General features: G+C 68.3%; 12 protein-coding genes. 10 read left to right on the forward strand and 2 right to left on the reverse strand.

Going from position 1 to position 18,863, the window contains the following annotated elements:
- Positions 1 to 88 precede the first annotated feature (88 nt).
- The 3 genes from dgcN to ACOABP_RS02965 all read left to right on the forward strand — a co-directional run bounded on the left by dgcN (position 89) and on the right by ACOABP_RS02965 (position 4,677).
- Entirely contained in the window at positions 89 to 1,285 is a 1,197-nt protein-coding gene (gene dgcN / locus ACOABP_RS02955; RefSeq protein WP_474227762.1) for a diguanylate cyclase DgcN/YfiN, read from the forward strand.
- 11 nt (positions 1,286 to 1,296) lie between these two features.
- On the forward strand, positions 1,297 to 1,812 hold the full coding sequence (gene yfiB, locus ACOABP_RS02960; RefSeq protein ID WP_474226895.1) for an outer membrane lipoprotein YfiB: 516 nt from the start codon (positions 1,297 to 1,299) through the stop codon (positions 1,810 to 1,812).
- A gap of 318 nt (positions 1,813 to 2,130) precedes the next feature.
- Complete coding sequence (locus tag ACOABP_RS02965; protein WP_474226896.1) at positions 2,131 to 4,677, forward strand: EAL domain-containing protein; 2,547 nt, start codon at positions 2,131 to 2,133, stop codon at positions 4,675 to 4,677.
- A gap of 27 nt (positions 4,678 to 4,704) precedes the next feature.
- Here ACOABP_RS02965 and ACOABP_RS02970 read toward each other — a convergent pair whose 3' ends face one another.
- Positions 4,705 to 4,980, reverse strand: a complete 276-nt coding sequence (locus tag ACOABP_RS02970) for a hypothetical protein (protein WP_474226897.1) — start codon at positions 4,978 to 4,980, stop codon at positions 4,705 to 4,707.
- Positions 4,981 to 5,052: 72 nt separating this feature from the next.
- Entirely contained in the window at positions 5,053 to 5,901 is an 849-nt protein-coding gene (locus ACOABP_RS02975; protein WP_474226898.1) for a D-amino acid aminotransferase, read from the reverse strand.
- A 332-nt stretch (positions 5,902 to 6,233) separates the two neighbouring features.
- Here ACOABP_RS02975 and bcsB point away from each other — a divergent pair, with 332 nt between their 5' ends.
- From bcsB to bcsA, 7 genes are read left to right on the forward strand one after another with little or no spacing between them, the layout of a single operon-like run.
- The gene (gene bcsB / locus ACOABP_RS02980) at positions 6,234 to 8,510 is read left to right on the forward strand and encodes a cellulose biosynthesis cyclic di-GMP-binding regulatory protein BcsB (protein WP_474226899.1); all 2,277 of its coding nucleotides are present in this window, start codon (positions 6,234 to 6,236) and stop codon (positions 8,508 to 8,510) included.
- Position 8,511: 1 nt separating this feature from the next.
- The gene (gene bcsZ, locus ACOABP_RS02985) at positions 8,512 to 9,690 is read left to right on the forward strand and encodes a cellulose synthase complex periplasmic endoglucanase BcsZ (protein ID WP_474226900.1); all 1,179 of its coding nucleotides are present in this window, start codon (positions 8,512 to 8,514) and stop codon (positions 9,688 to 9,690) included.
- Positions 9,672 to 13,466, forward strand: a complete 3,795-nt coding sequence (locus tag ACOABP_RS02990; RefSeq protein ID WP_474226901.1) for a cellulose synthase subunit BcsC-related outer membrane protein — start codon at positions 9,672 to 9,674, stop codon at positions 13,464 to 13,466. The genes bcsZ and ACOABP_RS02990 overlap by 19 nt, the downstream gene beginning before the upstream one ends.
- 8 nt (positions 13,467 to 13,474) lie before the next feature.
- Positions 13,475 to 15,259 carry a cellulose biosynthesis protein BcsE gene (gene bcsE, locus ACOABP_RS02995; protein ID WP_474226902.1) on the forward strand — a complete coding sequence of 595 codons (1,785 nt, stop codon included), beginning with the start codon at positions 13,475 to 13,477 and terminating at the stop codon, positions 15,257 to 15,259.
- 2 nt (positions 15,260 to 15,261) lie between these two features.
- Positions 15,262 to 15,459: a hypothetical protein gene (locus ACOABP_RS03000; protein WP_101683087.1), complete on the forward strand. Its 198-nt coding sequence runs from the start codon at positions 15,262 to 15,264 to the stop codon at positions 15,457 to 15,459.
- Positions 15,460 to 15,467: 8 nt separating this feature from the next.
- Positions 15,468 to 16,274 carry a cellulose biosynthesis protein BcsQ gene (bcsQ, locus tag ACOABP_RS03005; RefSeq protein ID WP_474226903.1) on the forward strand — a complete coding sequence of 269 codons (807 nt, stop codon included), beginning with the start codon at positions 15,468 to 15,470 and terminating at the stop codon, positions 16,272 to 16,274.
- A complete protein-coding gene (gene bcsA / locus ACOABP_RS03010) occupies positions 16,271 to 18,856 on the forward strand; it encodes a UDP-forming cellulose synthase catalytic subunit (RefSeq protein ID WP_474226904.1) in 2,586 nt (861 codons plus the stop codon). Before bcsQ ends, bcsA begins: the two co-directional genes overlap by 4 nt.
- Positions 18,857 to 18,863: the final 7 nt, after the last annotated feature.

The following is an 18,863-nucleotide window of genomic DNA, read 5'->3' on the forward strand; positions in this document are numbered from 1 at the left end:
CCAGCCTGCCCAGGCCGGCCAGCCTGACCGGCCAGCGCCTGGCGTCCACCCGCGGCCGACGCTGTATCGCGCGCTGCGCCGCATCCACATGGGCGTGGCGCTTATCGCCGTGCTCACTGCCGGCATTTCCCTGACGTTCCTGGGCCTGACGGCGCTGCGCGCCTATGCCGATCACAACCTGCGGCTGGTGGCACGATCCATTGCCTACACGGTCGAGGCTCCGGTGGTGTTCCGCGACGAAGCGGCCGCCGCCGATACGTTGTCGGCCATCGCCGCCGCAGAGGACCTGGCCGCCGTCGCGGTCTTCGATCGCGACGACCAGCCGCTGGCGACGTGGCAGCGGCCCGGCCAGGACCGGTTCCCGGGCCTGCGCGCGCTGGCCGGGGACCTGCTGACGTCCGGGCCGGTGAATCAGCCGGTCATCCACGAATCCCAGCAGGTGGGCAGCGTGCGCGTGACCGGCGACCCCGTCGCCCTGCTCCATTTCCTGCTGCAGGGGGCGCTGGGGCTGTTGGCCTGCCTGCTGCTGACGGCCGTGGGCGCGCACTATATGACCAGCCGGATGCTGGCCAATATCGTCGATCCGCTACGAAACCTGATGCACGTGACCCACGCCGTGCGATCCGAGCGCGCGTTCGGCCAGCGCATGCCGCCGGCCCGCATCGAGGAACTCAACGCGCTGTCCGAGGATTTCAATGTGCTGCTGGACGAACTGGAGGCCTGGCAGAAGCAGCTGCAGCACGAGAACCGTTCGCTGGCGCACCGCGCGACACATGACAGCCTGACAGGATTGCTCAACCGCGCCGCTTTCACCGAGGCGCTCGACCTGGCCGTGCGCGCAGCGGCGGCCCGCAACCAGTACGCCGCCGTGCTCTATCTGGACAGTGACGACTTCAAGGGCATCAACGACCGCCACGGCCACGCCGCCGGCGACGCCGTGCTGATCGGCATTGCCCAGCGCATCCGCACCTGCCTGCGCGACAGCGACTGCGTGGCCCGCCTGGGCGGCGACGAATTCGCGGTGCTGATCGGCGCGCTGCGCCAACCCGACGACGCCGTGCATATCGCCGAAGGCATCCTCGACGCCATGACCAGCCCGATGGGCCTGCCCGACGGCGGCTCGATCGTGGCACCGCTCAGCATCGGCGTGGCCGTGTACCCGCTCCACGCCCGCAACGGCACGGCGCTGCTGCATGCGGCCGACGCCGCGATGTACGGCGCCAAGCGCCAGTCTGGCGCCACCTGGCGCAGCGCCGAGGCCGCCCCACCGGAATCCCACGTTTAGCTGCCCCCGGTATGCCGGAGTTCGACGCCGCCCGCCGCCTGTACCTGCGCCACGCCGCAGCGGCGATGCTGGCGGCGTGCCTGGTACTTGCCGGCTGCGCCAGTCCTCCCCCACCGGGCAAGCTCACCCCCGCCCAGGTGGCGGTCCTGAAAAGCCAGGGATTCGCGCTGACCGACAGCGGCTGGGAACTGGGGCTGCCGCACAAGGTGCTGTTCGGATTTGACGAGGACGTGATCACGCCCGAGCGCCAGGAAGCACTGCAGCGCATGGGACGCATGCTGCACGAAGCCGGCATCGAATCGCTGCGCATCGACGGTCATACGGACGACGCCGGCACCGTCGAATACAACCTGCTGCTGTCCCGGCGCCGCGCCGAGGCCGTGGCCCGCGTGCTGGCGGCCTGCGGCTTTCCGCGCGACCACCTGGAAGTGCGTGGGCTGGGCAAGGGCCATCCGGTCGCCGATAACCGCAGCGCGGCCGGGCGCGCCGAGAACCGGCGCGTCGCCATCATCGTGTCGGTGGACTAGCCTCCCTCCGAAACCGGGATACCGGGATACCGGGATACCGGGATACCGGGATACTGGGATATCGCGGATACCGAACAAACCCTCTAATCCCGTCCCGCGCGCCCATCGGGCGGCACGCCGGGCCCGCTCCCCCGGCAACGCTCACGCCCGGCGCGGGGTTGGCGCCGTTGCAATTTCTACAAAAGACCGGGCAAACCCTGCCCTTCGGCAGTAGGGATTCGGCCTTACACTCCCGGGGTGCGCGCGGAGGGACGGCAATCGAGGGAGCTTGCCGGTAGCGCGCCGCGAATTCCCAAAGATAACGAGAAAGTCAGACAGATGCGTACCCAGGCGCTGGAACAGGCGATCGATGCCGTGGTCGCGGTCAACGCGCGCAACCAGGTCACCCTGTTCAACGCCGCTGCCGAGGCGTTGTGGGGTATCCAGCGATCGGCGGTGCTCGGACAATGCGCCAGCACCCTGTCGCTCGGCACGCTCAGCGCGCCGGGCACTGGCAAGACCGAGGCCGCGCGCCAGATCGCCATCCCCCGGCCCGACAACACCGAGCGTCATGTATGGATCCATACAACGGCCTTCGCGCCGCTGGATGGCGACGCCGGATCGGAAGTACAGTTCGCCGCCTTCCTGTGCGATCACCAGGACGAGCGTGGCGAAACGCTGAGCCCGGCCGGATTGCGCATGTTGTCGTTGTGCCTGGACCACGCCGAGAACCCGGTCATGATCACCGACGGGCGCGGCATCATCTGCCACGTCAATGGCGGTTTCGCGCGCCTGCTGGGCTATGCCCGGCATCAGGCGGTGGGCCGGCTCTGGCATGAACTGCTGAAACCGCTCAACGCGCGTGCCGACGTGATTGGCGCCCTGCTGGCGCCGCTGGCGCAGGGCAAGCCGCTCCAGCATGAATCGCTGGTGGCCGACAAGGCCGGCCAGCCGCGCTGGCTGTCGGTGGCCGTCAGTCCGATCATGGCCCCGCCGCCGACCGCCGTCATGACGAACACGGTCAGCGTACTGACCGACATCACCGCCACCAAGGTGCGCGAATCGATCCAGCATCGCACGCTGGAAGCGCTGGCGCGCGACCTGCCCACCGCCGACATCATGGCCGACCTGTGCCGCCGCGTGGAGCGCATGGCGCCGGGCGCCATTGCCGCCGTGATGCGCGTGGCGGACGGGCGCCTGAAGCATGTGGCGATGCCGTCCGCCGCCGCAGCCGCCGTAGCGGCCCTGGACAATATGCCGATCGGCCTGCAATCGGGCTCGTGCGGCGCCGCCGCCTTTCTGGGCAAGCCCGTGGCGGTTGGCGACATTTCCCGCGATCCGCGCTGGGAAACATTGCGCGACGTGGCGCAGGCCGCCGGGCTGGCCGCAAGCTGGTCCACGCCGGTACGGGCCGCCGATGGCCGGGTGCTGGGCACCTTCGGCCTGTGCTTTACAGAGCCGCGGCTGCCCGATGCCTTTCACGAAAACCTGGTGGCGGTGGCCGCCGATCTGTGCGCGCTGGCGCTGTCGCGCGACCTGGCGCAGGAACGCATCCACCGGCTCGCCTACTACGACGCCCTGACCGGACTGCCCAATCGCCAGCTGCTGCTGGCGCGCACCGACGACGCCGTGGCCCGCGCCAATGCCGACGGCACGCCGCTGGCGCTGCTGTTTATCGATCTCAATGACTTCAAGCGTGTCAACGATATCCAGGGCCATGTGGCGGGAGACCGGTTCCTGATCGAGGTGGCGACGCGGCTGCAGCATACGGCGCAGGATCAACATGCCGATGCGATGGTCGGCCGCCTCTCCGGCGACGAATTCGCAGTGCTGCTGCCGGACCACACCTGCGAGACAGCGCTGGCGGCCGCCCGGCACCTGCTGCAGGCGCTGGGCGCGCCGGTCGCTATCGGCCACGGGCTCAGCCTGTCGCCATCGGCCAGCATCGGCATCAGCCTGCTGACCGAGCAGGCCCGTGACCGCGAAACGCTGCTGCATCATGCCGACCTGGCCGTCTACCAGGCCAAGCGCCAGCGGCTGCAGGACCCCGGCAAACAGGTTTGCCTCTACGATGCCGCGCTGGCCCGCCGCCTGGGCGACCGCCGCACGCTCGAAGGCGAGTTGCGCGAAGCCATCGCCGATGGTCGCCTGCGCATGCATTACCAGCCGCAGATTCATCTGGGCACCGGCAACCTCTGGGCAGTGGAAGCGCTGGCCCGCTGGCCGCACCCGCGCCGCGGCGATGTGTCGCCGTCGGTCTTCGTGCCGCTGGCAGAGGAATCGGGGCTGATCGTGGCGCTCGGCTACTGGGCCGTGCGCGAAGCCTGCACCCAGCTGGCGCGCTGGCGCGACGCCGGCGCGGCCGTGCCGGCGGTGTCGGTCAACCTGTCGCCCATCTGCATCCGGGACCCGGGCCTGCCCGATCTGGTTGCCCAGGCGCTAGAGTCGAACGGCCTGCCGCCGGGCGCCCTGACCATCGAAATCACGGAAGGCGTCTTTCTGGAACAGACGCCGGAGGCCGAAGCCACCATTGGCGCACTGCGCAGGCTGGGCGTACGGCTGTCGATCGACGATTTTGGAACGGGGTTTTCGAGCCTGAGCCAGCTCACGCGCCTGCCGGTGGAGGAAATCAAGCTGGACCGCAGCTTCCTGCTGGATCTGGAAACCAGCGAGGCCACGCGCACGCTGGTGGAGGCCGTGATCCGCATCGGCCGTGCGCGGCAGCTGAATGTCGTGGCCGAAGGGGTGACCAGTACGTATCAGCGCCAGTTCCTGCTCGACCAGGGGTGCCACGTCGGGCAGGGATTCCTGTTTGCCCAGCCATTGCCGGCCAAGGCCATCGAGGGATGGCAGCCCCAGCCGGTCACGACCGGCCTGCCGTCCTGAGGTGAGTCAGGGGACCGCCGGGGCGCCTCAGTCGCCGAACGGGTTCGGCACCGTGCTGGCGGGATCGTCGACCAGATCGAACTCGTCGCGTACCTCGTCGACCACCGCGCGAATCGACGCCTCGTAGCCACGCGCATTGCCAAAGCGGGCCATGTCCCAGTTGCGCCCACTGGCATCGCGATCGTGCGGCACCGGGTCAGGCACCCGAACCCTTGCGCCGTCGTCCGCGATCTCGTCGATGTTTTGAATCCGCCGGCTCACCTCTTCCTTGATGACGCGCCGGCTGCGTTCGCGCTTGGCCATGAGCAGCCTCCTATCGGGGGTCTCCCGCAGCGGCCATCCTAGCACGCACCCACGGCGCCAGCGCGAATGTGATTACAGCGCCGCCTTGGCCGCCTGGTACGCGGCATACAGGCGCTGGAAGACCGGGCCGGGCTTGCCCGGGCCGATGGCCTTGCCGTCGATCGTCACCACCGGCAGCAGTTCCTTGCTGGCCGACGAGATCATCACTTCGTCCGCACCAAACACCTCGTCACGGGTGATGCGGCGGGCTTCGAACGAAATGTCCATTGCAGCACACAATTCTTCCATCAGGCCGTAGCGGATACCTTCCAGAATCAGGTTGTCCTTGGGAGGCGCGGCCACACGGCCCTGCTTCACGACCCAGACGTTGGACGCGGATGCCTCGGTCAGCATGCCATCGCGGAACTGGATGGCCTCGGTCACGCCCGCTTCGGCGGCCACCTGGGCGGCCAGCACATTGCCCAGCAGCGACGTCGACTTGATCTGGCAGTTCAGCCAGCGACGGTCTTCCATCGTCACGCAGGCCACGCCCTGCTCCACCGACGCCGTCGGCGGGAGCGCCATCGGGTTGGTCATGATGAGTACGGTCGGGGTGACTTCCTTCGGGAATGCATGTGCGCGCTTTGCCACACCGCGCGTGACCTGCATGTAGATCATCTGGTCAGACATGCCATTGGCCTGCACCACGCGCTCGATCTGCGCCAGCCATTCCGATTCGGCATAGGGGTTCGGAATGCCGATCGCGGCCAGGCTCCGCGCCAGGCGCGCCAGGTGTTGCGCGCCGCGAAACGGCTTGCCGTTGTACATCGGAATCACTTCATAGATGCCGTCGCCAAAGATAAACCCGCGATCGAGTACTGGAATGCGGGCTTCGGACAGCGGGAGCAGATCCCCGTTGAGCAGGACGACGGCTTCGGACATGGTGATTCTCTTTGAATAAAGGAGGAATAACGGCATTTTTTCACATGGCCGACGCTGCCTTTATGCAAATTCGGCATGGTCCTACACGGGCGTTCGCGAGGTCGCCGCAGGAAGCAATTAAAAGTTTTTAGATACTGTCGGCCGTATGAATTGAATCTTTCTTAATTCAGTCGCCCCTTCCTGCAAACCCTTGCTGCAGGCCGAAAGTGGCGTGCTATATTCGCCACGCAGTATTCCTCGAATGCAGTTTTTGCTGCGCGACATTCACAGGGCGCCCCGATATGACGGAACTCGTGTCAGGCCTGCTAAGTGGCTGCATGCGGAGGGCCGTGATGCCAATGGCCTTCCTGTTGGCCTTCCTTCCGACCGTACTTCCCCAGGAAGCCGCCGCCCAGGCTGCAGCACCGGCAGCACCGGCAACACCGGCAACACCGGCCGCACCAGCGGCAGCAACGGATGCCGCGCCACCGCCGCCCGGCCGGACGCAAACGCTGACCTTCGCCCAGATGGGCGCCAACTACACCATTCCCCTACGCGGCGTCGATCCCGACCGTACCGTCAACGTGGGGGTCAGGCTCGACGAGGTGGTGACGGCAGCAAAGCTGAAGCTCGTCTTTACATACTCGCCGTCGCTGGTCTATCCGCTCTCGCACCTGAAGATCCGGCTCAATGACGAAGTGGTGGCCACGCTGCCGCTCGACCAGCAGCATGCGGGCCAGCAGATTTCCCGCGAAATCGACCTCGATCCGCGCTTCTTTACCGACTTCAACCGCATCAACGTGCAGATGATCGCGCACTACACGCTCGATCATTGCGAGGACCCGTACCACTCCAGCCTGTGGACCGATATCAGCCCCACCAGCACGTTGACGCTGACCAAGTCCACCGTCACGCTGCCCGACAACCTGGCCCTGCTGCCCGCGCCATTCTTCGACCGCCGCGACAACCGTCGCGTGACCGTGCCCTTCGTACTGCCGGCCAATGCCGATCCGGTGACGCTGCGCGCCGCGGGGGTGGTGGCTTCGTGGCTGGGCGCGCTGGCAAGCTATCGCGAACTGCGCTTCCCGGTGACGCGCACCGCGCCGGCCGACGCCCACGCCATCGCGCTGGTGCTGCCCAACGCCCAGCCTGACGGCATCCGCATCGACAAGATCGAAGGCCCCACCGTCAGCGTGGTGCCGAACCCCGCCAACCCGGCGCGCAAGCTGCTGGTGCTGGCCGGCCGCACGCCCCAGGAACTGGAAGTGGCCGCCAACGCGGTGGTATTGGGCAAGGCCGGCATGGCCGGCGCCAGCGCCATGGTGAAGACCGTGGACCTGGGCAAGCCGCGCCGGCCCTATGACGCGCCGGCCTGGGCGCCGGTGGATCGCCCGGTGATGTTCCGCGAACTGGTAACCGATCCGCAGCAGCTGCAGGTGTCGGGCGCCAGCCCCGATGCGATCCGCGTGAACCTGAAGGTGCCCGCCGACCTGTTCGGCTGGAATGACCGCGCGGTGCCGATGAACATGAAATACCGCTACACGGCGCCTTCCACCTACAACGACTCGGTACTCAGCATCGACGTGAACGACCAGCTCGTGCGGTCGTACCGGCTCAAGCCGCTGACCGCGCAGACCGACGAGAACCTGGTCAGCGTGCCGCTGCTGTCCGGCGGCAGCGCCAGCGTCAGCAACGAGATCCTGATCCCGGCGTTCCGCGTAGGCAGCAACAACCAGATGCAGTTCCGCTTCCACATCGATTCGCAGAAGACCGGGCTCTGTTCGTCCAGCGCCGCCAACGTGGCACGCGCCGCGGTGGACCCCGACTCGTCGATCGACTTCAGCGGCTTCCTGCACTACGCGCGGCTTCCGAACCTGGCGTTCTTCGCCAATAGCGGCTACCCGTTCACGCGGATGGCCGACCTGGCCGATACCGCCGTGGTGATTCCCGACGCGCCGGGCACCATCGACCAGGAAGCCCTGCTGACCGTACTGGGCCATATGGGCAAGTGGACCGGACTGCCGTCGCTGCGCGTGACCGTGACGCCGGCCAAGGCCATCGACTCGGTCAAGGATCGCGACCTGGTGATTATCGGTACCGGCAGCGCCGCGCAGGTACTGCAGCAATGGGGCAAGTCGCTGCCGCTGCTGATCGAGCGCGGCAAGACCGAGATCGCCTTGCGCGACCAGCGTTCGCACGCCTGGTCGAACTGGCTGAGCGGCCTGGACGCCGAGAACATCTCGCCGGCCGGACGCGCGATCCTGACTGCCGATGGCCCGCTGGCGGCACTGATCGGCTTCGAATCGCCCTATGCCGAACGCCGCAGCGTGGTGGCACTGACCGCCTCGACCGACGACCGCGTACGCGATGTGCTCGACGTGCTGGAGGACCCGGGCAAGGTGGCACAGATCCGTGGCGACCTGACCGTGATCCGCCAGCGCGACCTGGAGGGCCTGCGCCTGGGCGAGACCTACTATGTCGGCAACCTGCCCTGGTACGCGCGCCTGTGGATGCAGATGTCGGCGCACCCTGCCCTGCTGGCGATTGCGGGCATCCTGGCCGGCCTTCTGGTGGCGCTGACGTTGTTCTGGGCGCTGAGCCGTCTGGCGGCACGCCGCAACGGAGGCTGACATGCGGCCGGCACGGGCCTGGCTGCGACGCGTATCCCTGCGCTGCGCCATTGCTTGCGCGATGGGCGGCGCGGCCTTGTCCGCCATGGCGGCCCAATGCCCGTGGGCGGACTGGGACGCCTTCCGCCGCGACACGATCAGCCAGGACGGTCGCGTGATCGATGCCAGCACCAGCCAGCAGGTCACGGTGTCCGAAGGACAATCCTACGGGCTGTTCTTCGCGCTGGTTGCCAACGACCGCGCCACCTTCGACAAGCTGCTGGCCTGGACCGAGAACAACCTCGCCCAGGGCGACCTGACGACTCATCTGCCTGCCTGGGTCTGGGGCAAGCGCACCGAGGGAGAGCCCGCCGGCACCTGGGGCGTGATCGACCCGAATCCGGCATCGGACGCCGACCTGTGGATCGCCTACGCGCTGCTGGAAGCCGGCCGGCTCTGGAACGAGCGGCGCTACACCGCGCTGGGCACCGTGGTGGCGCGGCGCGTGTTACGCGAGGAAACGGCCGTGCTGCCGGGCCTGGGCCGGACGCTGCTGCCCGGCCCGGCCGGATTTCATCCCGCGCCCGACACCTGGCGACTGAACCCGAGCTATGTGCCGCTACCCGTGATGCGCCGGCTGGCGGCCGTGCTAGGCGCCGAAGACGGCGGCTGGAAGACGCTGGCCGATACCTCGGCGCGGCTGATCGTCGATACGGCCCCGAAGGGGTTCTCGCCGGACTGGGTCGTCTACCGGAAGGGCCATGGCTTCCAGCCCGACACCGAGACGAAGGCCGACGGCTCGTACAACGCGATCCGCGTCTACCTGTGGGCCGGCATGACCGCCGCCCGAGATCCGTCTCGAACCTCTGTCCTGCACGCCTTCCGCCCGATGGCCGACTATGTGGTCACCCACGGCCACCCGCCCGAGCACGTCGACACACAGGCTGGCACGTTCGGCCCCAACGCCGGCAACGCGGGCTTCTCGGCCGCCGTGGCCCCCTACCTGGCCGCCCTGGGCCTGGGCGATGCGGCAAGCGCGCAGGCGGGCCGCGTGCGCACGCTGGGCACGCAGACGCCGCTCGGCTACTACAGCCAGGTGCTGGCGCTGTTCGGCCTGGGCCATCTTGACGGACACTTCCGCTTCGAAGCGGACGGCACGCTGGTGCCGGCCTGGAAATCCACATGCCCCGCAACGCGCTAGCCTCCACGCTGGCGCTGTTGCTGGCCAGTTCCGCCATGCCTGCCCTTGCCGCAGACCCCGTCCCCGCCTCGCGCGCCGCGCCTTCTCCACAGATGGCGCAGCTGCTGGCGTCCGCAAGGATGTGGGAGGCCCGGAACCGGACTGACATGGCGCGCGGCGTCCTGGACAAAGCCCTGCTGATCGACCCGAACCAGCCCGAGGCCCTGAAGCTGCTGGGCCTGATAGAAATCCGCTCGAACCGGCCTGCGGAGGCCGAGAAACAGCTCAAGAAGCTGCGCGCCGTGGCGCCCGACAGCCCCGCCACGCAGGAACTCGAAGACGCATACCGCATCGCCACGCGCGACAAGCGCGAGATGGCGAATGTCCGGCTGCTATCGCGCAGCGGACAGGACAACGAGGCGGTGCAGCGGCTGCAGAAGCTGTTCCCGCGCGGCGCCCCGGCCGGCAGCCTGGCGCGCGACTACTATCGCATCCTGGCTGGCACGCCGGACGGACGCACGCGGGCCATCGCCGAACTGCGCCAGCGCTCGCGCGCCAACCCGGACGACATGCAGCTCAAGCTTGCGCTGGGCGACCTGCTGACCGACCGCGAGGCCACCCGGCAGGAAGGCATCGCCCTGCTGTACGAAGTGACGCAACGGCCCGAAGGCGACCGCACCACGGCACTCGATATCTGGCGGCGCACGCTGTACCGCGTCAACCAGGATCCCGCCTACTACGTCTGGTTCGAGCGCTATCTGAAGGAAGCGCCCGACGACAAGGCCGCGCAGGACACAGTTGCCGCGCTGGGCAAGAAGGTGGCGGCGCAGAAGCAGCTGGAAGCCGACCCCGCCTACCGGGCACGACAACGCGGACTGGCGCAACTGGAGCGCGGCCAGCTCAAGGACGCCGACATCGCGCTGCAGCAGGCCTACCAGAAGCGCCGTAACGATGCCGAAGTGGTGGGCGGCCTGGGGCTGGTGCGCCTGCGCGAAGGCCGGCACGACGAGGCCCGCGAACTGTTCACGCGCGCCAACCAGATCGATCCCAGCAACAAATGGCGCAGCCTGATTGCTACCGCCACGTTCTGGGGCACGGTGGCCAAGGCGCGCGAGGCCAACCGCCAGGGCAAGCCCACCGAGGCCGAACAGCTCGCACGCCAGGCGCTGGCCCAGCAGCCGGGCAACGAGGATGCACAGAACATCCTGGCCGAAGCGCTCGTCGCCCAGAACAAGAATCGCGAAGCCGAGACGCTGCTGCGGCAGATGCTGGCGCGGCCCAAGCCAGACATCAGCGCGCTGCGCACGCTGGTGGGTATCCTGCAGAAGGAAGGCCGCGATACCGAAGTGGAGCCGCTGATCGCCAGCCAGGCGTCGCGCATGAAAGGGTCGGAAGCCGAGCTGCGCGCCATGCGGGCCGACCTGCTGTCGGTACGCGCGGACCAGTCGCTGGCCCGGCAGAAGCGCAGCCCGGCCATCCGCGACCTGGAAGAGGCAATCCGCCTGCGGCCCGACGACCCGTGGATGCGCTTCACGCTGGCGCGCGTCTATCGTGACCTGGCCCTGCCTGCGCTGGGCCGCAGCGTCATGGACGATGGCATGCGCGCCGCGCCCGGCAACGAGATGCGCTATGCCAGCGCGCTCTATCTGAACAGTGTCGACGATATCGACGGGGCAGCCGCGACGCTGGCCGCCGTGCCCGAAGCCGGCCGCTCCGAAGGCATGCGCAATCTGGCCCACAACCTGGCCGCCCAGCAGATGCTGCGCGATGCGCGCCAGCGCGTGGCCGAAGGCCGTGACGACGAAGCGCGCCGACTGCTGGACCAGGCGGCCGTCGAAGCCAGCGACGATCCACATATGCTGGCGTCGATCGGCCGCGAATGGATTGCGCTGGGCGAAACCGACAAGGGCCTGCGCCTGGTCAGCGACTGGCTGGCCGCCCATCCGCAGGAACCCAATCTCGATATCCGCCTGCGCTACGGCGAACTGCTGGCGGCCGCCGACCGCGACGAAGCCCTGCGTCAATGGATCGCCGAATCGACCGCCCTGCCCGGTATTACCGCCGAACAGCGCGCGGATTTTGCCGACCAGTCGCTGCGGCTGGCGCTGCGCGAGACCGATCGCCAGATCGCGGCAGGCGACCTGCGGCGCGCCCAACAGGTGCTGTACACCGTGCCGGCCGAACAGCAGACCGACCGGCGCTGGCTGCTGGAGCTGGCGGACCTGCGGCAGGCCGCTGGCGACTACAAGGGTGCGGCAGAAGCCGCGCGCCAGGTGCTGGCTACGCGGCCGCACGATGCCGGTGCCCAGCTCACGCTGGCACGCCAGTACGAACTGATGGGCCAGACAGGCCAGGCGCTCGATATCGTGCGCACGGTGCTGGCAGAAACACCGGAAGACGATATCGATACCCGGCTGTCGGTGGCGCGCCGCTTCACCGCGATGCGGCATGAGGACGAAGCGGCGCAAGTGGTGGACGACCTGGATGCGCGTTTTCCGAACCGCGCCGACATCACCATGCAACGCGGCCGCATTGCGCAGTCGCGCGGCGATTTCGACGAAGCCGCCGGCATTTATCGAGCGGCCCTGCCGCTGGAGCAGCGCGAAAGCGTGCTGCCCGGCCCCGACGGCACCCCGGCCCAGCGCGCGCTGGCCGGCCTGGAGGCGCGCCGCCAGGGCGAAGTGGCTACCGCCGTCATGCAGTCGAACAAGTCGGGCGACGACGGCATCTCGCGGTTGCACGCCACCGAGATTCCGCTCTATGTGCGCATTCCGCACGGCTACACTGGCCACGCCTTCTTCCATGCAGACACGGTGCTGCTCGATGCCGGCACGCTGCGCGGCGGGGCACCGGCAAGCAGCCTGGAGTTCGGCAAGATTCCCGCGCTCGGCAATGCCGGGCTGGGCAACATCGGCCAGACCGACAAGGGCGTGGCCCTGGCCGCCGGCTACGAATACGACGGCGCCTATAACAGCTGGCGCGCCGATATCGGCACCACGCCGCTCGGCTTCCTGGAGACCACGGTGGTGGGCGGCCTGCGGTATCGGGCCGACCTGGGGGTGCAGTCGGTGACCGTCGATGTGTCGCGCCGCGCGCAGACAAGTTCGCTGATCTCGTACGCTGGCGCGCGCGATCCGGTCACGGGCGAGCACTGGGGTGGCATCGTGCGCAATGGCGTCCACTTGCGATATGCGCGCGACGTGGGCCGCCTGGGGCTGTTTGCCGACGTCGGCGCCGGCCTCTACACTGGTGACAACGTCAAGAACAACCGCGAAGTGACGCTGCGGACAGGATTCGACGTGCCGGTCTACGCAAAGCGCGACCAGCGTGTGACGAGCGGTCTTGTCTTCAACTGGTGGCACTACTCGGACAACCAGCGCTTCTACACGTTTGGACATGGGGGCTACTACAGCCCGCAGCGCTATATTTCGATCGGCGTGCCACTGGACTGGACCGGCCGCTACGCCAAGTGGTCGTGGCGCCTGCTGGGCTCCGCCGGATGGTCGTGGACCTATGAAGACGCCGCCCCGTTCTTCCCGACGCGGCCGGACCTGCAGGCACTGAGCGGCAACGCCACCTACGGCGGTGGATCGGGCGGCGGCTTCAGCTACACGCTTGGCGCGACGGTCGAATACACGTTTGCGCCGCACTGGGTGGTTGGCGCCGGATTCTCGATCGACCGCTCGCGTGACTACGCGCCGAATCGCGCCATGGCCTGGCTGCGCTATCTGTTCGACAAGCGACAGCTGCCGGTGCCGTTCCCGCCAACGCCCGTGCGGCCATATTCGGCCTATTGAGCGGCACCATGAGCCAGGGACCCGCGATGAACGACGCCGTACGCACCTCCGCCCCAACCCGCACTGCACCGCAGCGCACGCCGCTGACCGCGCGGCTGCACGCGCGCGCAACGCTTGCCATCGAAGGCCTGGCTCCGGCCCTTGCCACGCTGGCGCCAGGCCGTGCGCACGTGGTCTATGCCCGCCCGTCGCCGGCACGCGATGCGCTGTTCTGGCAAACCGCCGCCACCGCACTGCGCGGCCCCGCCTGCGTGCTGTCCACGCGCGACGCCGACAACATCGCCGCTGCGCTGCGCGAGCATGGCCTCGATATCGAGGTGAACCGCGCGCTCCACGCGCGGGCCAACCTGTGCGCCTTGCGGCCGGCCGCCGGGCGCACCGGCATCGACGCGCTGATCGAAGCGCTGGACGCACTCGTCGAGCAGTGCGGTGCGCGCGGCACGACCTTCCTGCTGGAGGGCGCGGAAGCATTCTTCACCTGGCACGACGCAACGGCGCTGGCACTTGACGGCGTGCGGCTCAGCGAATGGTGCGCGGGCGAACGCTGCGCACTGCTGCTGGTGCTGGCACCGCCGGCCGCCGATGACGGACATCCGGCACCGGACCTGCACGGTTTTCACGGTCGCTTTGCCGGCGCGGTGCAACTGTCGCAGCAGCAGGGCCAGTACACCTGGGAGGTGGCCTTCTGGCGCGACAACCAGGCCGTGGTGGCCGGCGAGGTGCTGCGACTGCGTTTCGCGCCCAACGAGCATCGCCTGATGGTGGCATCGGACACCTATAGCGACGCGATCGAGGAAGCCGGCATGCTGGCACCCGACGAGCAGCGGGTGATCGCCAGCCGCGAGGCGGTACTGCGCGAGCGTTACATCCCCGAGGACTGGCGCGTAGTGGACAGCAACGAGGCCGCCGTCGCCACTGCCAGCAAGTCGGTAGCCGCCACGGTGATCCTGCACTATGCCGGCATGCGCGACCTGGAGACCCTGGCCGGCCAGGTCCACCGGCTGCGCCGCAGTGCCGGACGTGCGCTCAAGATCGTGATTCGCGAGGATCGCGAGGCCATGCGCCAGCACTACGAGCTGCTGATGCTGAACCTGGGCGCCAACGCCGTGGTTGCGCAGCGCACGCCGTTCGCCCGCATGCAGGCCATGATCGACGGGCTGCAGGGCCAGGTGTTCTCGCGGCCGATCCTGGCGGACTACCACAACGCCCTGTCGGCCGTGTTGACCACCACGGCCAGCGGCTATGTCACGGCATCCACCTTCATTGCGCTGGTACGCGATGCTGTCGAGCGTAGCCGCATGATCCGCCTGCCGCATGTACTGCTGCAGTTGCCGCTGCTGCCCGAAGTGGCCCATATCGACGCGCTGCGCGCCTGCCAGATGAGCCGCGCAGGCGACCTGTGCACGGCCGGCAGCGACAGTCTCTATGCATTCTTCTTCGCCTGCCGCATGGACGATGTGGACGCGGTCTGCCAGCGCGTGTTCAGGCGCCCGATGGCCGACCTGTTCCAGGGCGACCTGCGCAGCGGCGACAACGAATCGATTGCCGCCGAGCTGGCGCGGTTCGAGGCCGAGATCGCCGAGATTCCGCCGCCCGACTACAGCACATGGCTGCCGCCGCAACCGGTTCCGGAAAATGCGGCACCCGTGGACGCCGCGGCCCCTGCCATCGCACCCGCACCGGAAGCGGCACCAGTCACGCTGCCCCTGATGGCGCCGCGACGCGCCGGCCCGAGTGCGGCACCACGCGCGCTGCCCGAGCATCATCCGGTGCCCCTCAAACGTCAGGGCTGATCATGGCAACCTTTCTTGGCTACTTCATCTGGGGATTGATCCTGGCCGCGCCGCTGGCCTGGCTGACCTGGCGCTTCGACCTGCTGCGCTGGCTGCCGCGCTGGACCGCACCACGGCCGCGCCGCGCCGTACGGCTGCCGCCGCAACTCGATGCGCTGGTGATCCGCGGCAAGCGTCAGTCTGGCGGGGGACGCCGATGAGCACGCCGATGAGCACACCCATCAGCGCGTCGACGCCTGCGCCGGTTCAGGCCGAAGCCGCCACCATCGCCATCGTCTCCACCACGGGCGGGGCCGGCCGCAGCACGCTGACCGCCGAACTGGCGTCGCTGCTGACGTGGCGCAAGCATGCCGTGCTGGCAGTGGAATGCGACCCGCGCAACGTGCTGGGCTTCCACTTCGGCCTGCGCGATATCCCGGCCAATGGCATCGGCACCCATCTGCACGATGCGTCGCCGTCGGCATGGGCAGCCAGCGGACAGCGCAGCGACGATGGCGTGCTGTTTGTGCCATGGGGCGACAGCGCCGAACTGGGGGCCATCGAACGGCTGGCCGCCAACTGGCTGGCGCGCCAGGTCGCACAGGTGGACCTGCCGTCGCGCAGCGCCGTGCTGATCGACACCGCCCCCTGGCCTTCGGCGTATGCCGACCAGGCCATCGATGCAGCCGACCTGGTGCTGGTACTGGTGCCGGCCCAGCCTGAAACCTGCCTGACGCTGCGTCGCCTGACCGACAGCCTGGCCGCGCGTGGCAAGACCGTACGCTATCTGGCGACGCGGCTGCAGCCGGCGCGGCAGTTGCACGTCGATATCGTCGCCATGCTGCAGGCAACGCTGGGCCTGGCCATGCTGCCCTACCACGTGCATGAAGACAGCAGCGTGCCCGAAGCACTGGCGCGCAGCGAGTGCTTCAGCCGCAGCACGCCGCATTCGCAGGCCGCGCACGACCTGAACGGGCTGGCGTCGTGGCTGTCGGCGTGGATCGAATCGAGAGCACTGACAGGGAGCCCGGCATGAGCACGCGCATGGCCCGGACGTGGCAGTGGATGGCGTCGGCCCGCCAGCGGCTGGCGCGCGATCTGGGCGTAGGCACCAGCACCAGTCCGGTGCCCCATGCCGGCGACTGGCTGCTGCGTCTGTTCTTCCGTCCGCCACGCCCCGGCAAGCCCGACATTCCCGCGGAGTGGGCCACGCTGATCTACCGGCGCTCGGTGGCGCGCCTGGGCATTGGCAAGCGCCCGTCGGCCGGCACCTGGGCCTGGCGCCTGTTCGTCCGCCCGCCCAAGCCACGCGTGCGGCTTGCCGCAGACCCGCGCAAGCAGCGCGCTGCGGTGCAGCCTGAACGCACCGGCTGGCTGCGCCGGTGGATGGATCGCGTGCTGGAGCCGGTGTGGCATGCCACGTCGCGGTTGCGGCACAAGGTGCTGACGCACCTGCCGCGCCCTGACTGGAATCGCGTAGCGTATGTCACGGAGGCGGTGTCGGCGCGCGTGGGCCGCATCCCGTTCGTGCTGCCGGTGTCGCTGGTACTGGCCGCCATCACCGTTCTCGCCGTCAGCACCACGCCGCTGCGCTTCGAAGACCAGGTGCTGCTGTTCGCGGTGGTCTGGCTAGTGTTGAGCGTGGTGCGACGCATACCGGGGCACCTTGCCACGATCACGATGATCGCCATTTCCACGCTGATGGCGGGCCGCTATATCTGGTGGCGATCGACCCAGACGTTGCAGTTCGCCAGCGCCATCGAGGCCGCGGTAGGCTACGTGCTGTACGCGGCCGAAATCTATACGTGGATCGTGCTGGCGCTGGGCTATCTGCAGACGGCCTGGCCGCTGCACCGCAAGCCCAAGGCGCTGCCGGCCGACCCCGGGCAATGGCCGACCGTGGACGTCTTTATCCCGACCTACAACGAGTCGCTGAGCGTGATCCAGCCCACCGTCTACGCTGCGCGCAGCATGGACTGGCCGGCAGACAAGCTGCGGGTCTACATCCTCGACGATGGCCGCCGCCCGCATATCCGGGAGTTTGCCGAGGCCGCTGGCGTCGGCTACCTGACCCGCACCGACAACCGCCACGCCAAGGCCGGCAACATCAATGCGGCGCTGCCGAAGACCGACGGCGACTACATTGCCATCTTCGACTGCGATCACATCCCCACGCGCTCGTTCCTGCAGATGACGATGGGCGAATTCCTGTCCGACCCCAAGTGCGCGCTGGTGCAGACGCCTCATCACTTCTTTTCGCCCGATCCGTTCGAGCGCAACTTCGACACGTTCCGCCGCGTGCCCAATGAAGGCAGCCTGTTCTACGGGCTGATCCAGGACGGCAACGATTTCTGGAACGCCACGTTCTTCTGCGGGTCTTGCGCGGTGATCAAGCGCGCGCCGCTGCTGGAAATCGGCGGCATTGCCGTGGAGACCGTGACCGAAGACGCGCACACGGCGCTGAAGCTGCACCGGCGCGGCTACAACAGCGCGTACCTGCGCACCGTGCAGGCGGCGGGGCTTGCCACGGAAAGCCTGTCCGGCCATATCGGCCAGCGCATCCGCTGGGCACGCGGCATGGCGCAGATCTTCCGGCTGGACAACCCTATGCTGGGCCGCGGCCTGAAGTTCTTCCAGCGTCTGTGCTACAGCAACGCCATGCTGCACTTCTTCTACGGCATCCCCCGGCTGATCTTCCTGACGATGCCGATCGCGTACCTGTACTTCGGCCTGCATGTGATCAACACGTCGGCGCTGCTGATCATGGCCTATGTGCTGCCTTACCTGCTGATCGCCAACATCACCAACTCGCGGCTGCAGGGGCGCTACCGCCATTCGTTCTGGGCCGAGGTCTACGAGTCGGTGCTGGCGTGGTACATCGTACTGCCCACGACCGTGGCCTTCATCAACCCCCGCGCGGGCAAGTTCAACGTGACCGCCAAGGGCGGCCAGATTGCCGACGACTACCTGGACTGGACCATCTCCAAGCCCTACCTGTTCCTGCTGGCCCTGAACGTGATCGGGCTTGGCGCGGGCATTGCGCGGCTGCTGTTCTGGGGCACCGAGGAGCCGGCCACGGTGCTGATGAACATGGCGTGGGCGCTGTTCAACCTGATGATGCTGGGCGCGGCCATCGGCGTGGCACGCGAGGCACGCCAGGTGCGCGTTTCGCACCGCATCCCGATGCGCGTGCCCGCGACGCTGCTGCTGCCCGACGGCCGCACGCTGGCCTGCAAGACGGAGAACTACTCGATTGGCGGGCTGGGCGTGGTGCTGCCGATCGACGTGCCGCTGCAGGAAGGCGCGCGCGTGGGCGTGTGCCTGTCGCGCGGACCACGCACGTATCACTTTCCGGCCGTGGTCACGCGCAACGTGAACCGCCATCTCGGCGTGCGCATGGAAGACCTGACCATGGCGCGCGAGACGCAATTGATCCAGTGCACGTTCGGCCGCGCCGACGCCTGGGTCGACTGGCTGGACGACGAGCGCGTGGACGCGCCGCTGCGCAGCCTCAAGGAAGTCATGGAGATGGGCTACCAGGGCCTGCTGCGGCTCTATGACGCCCTGATGGATGCAGTGGACCTGGTCATGGCGCGACGCCGCTCGCGCCAGCCCTGATCGAGAC

Source organism: Cupriavidus sp. HE11 (assembly GCF_056097175.1).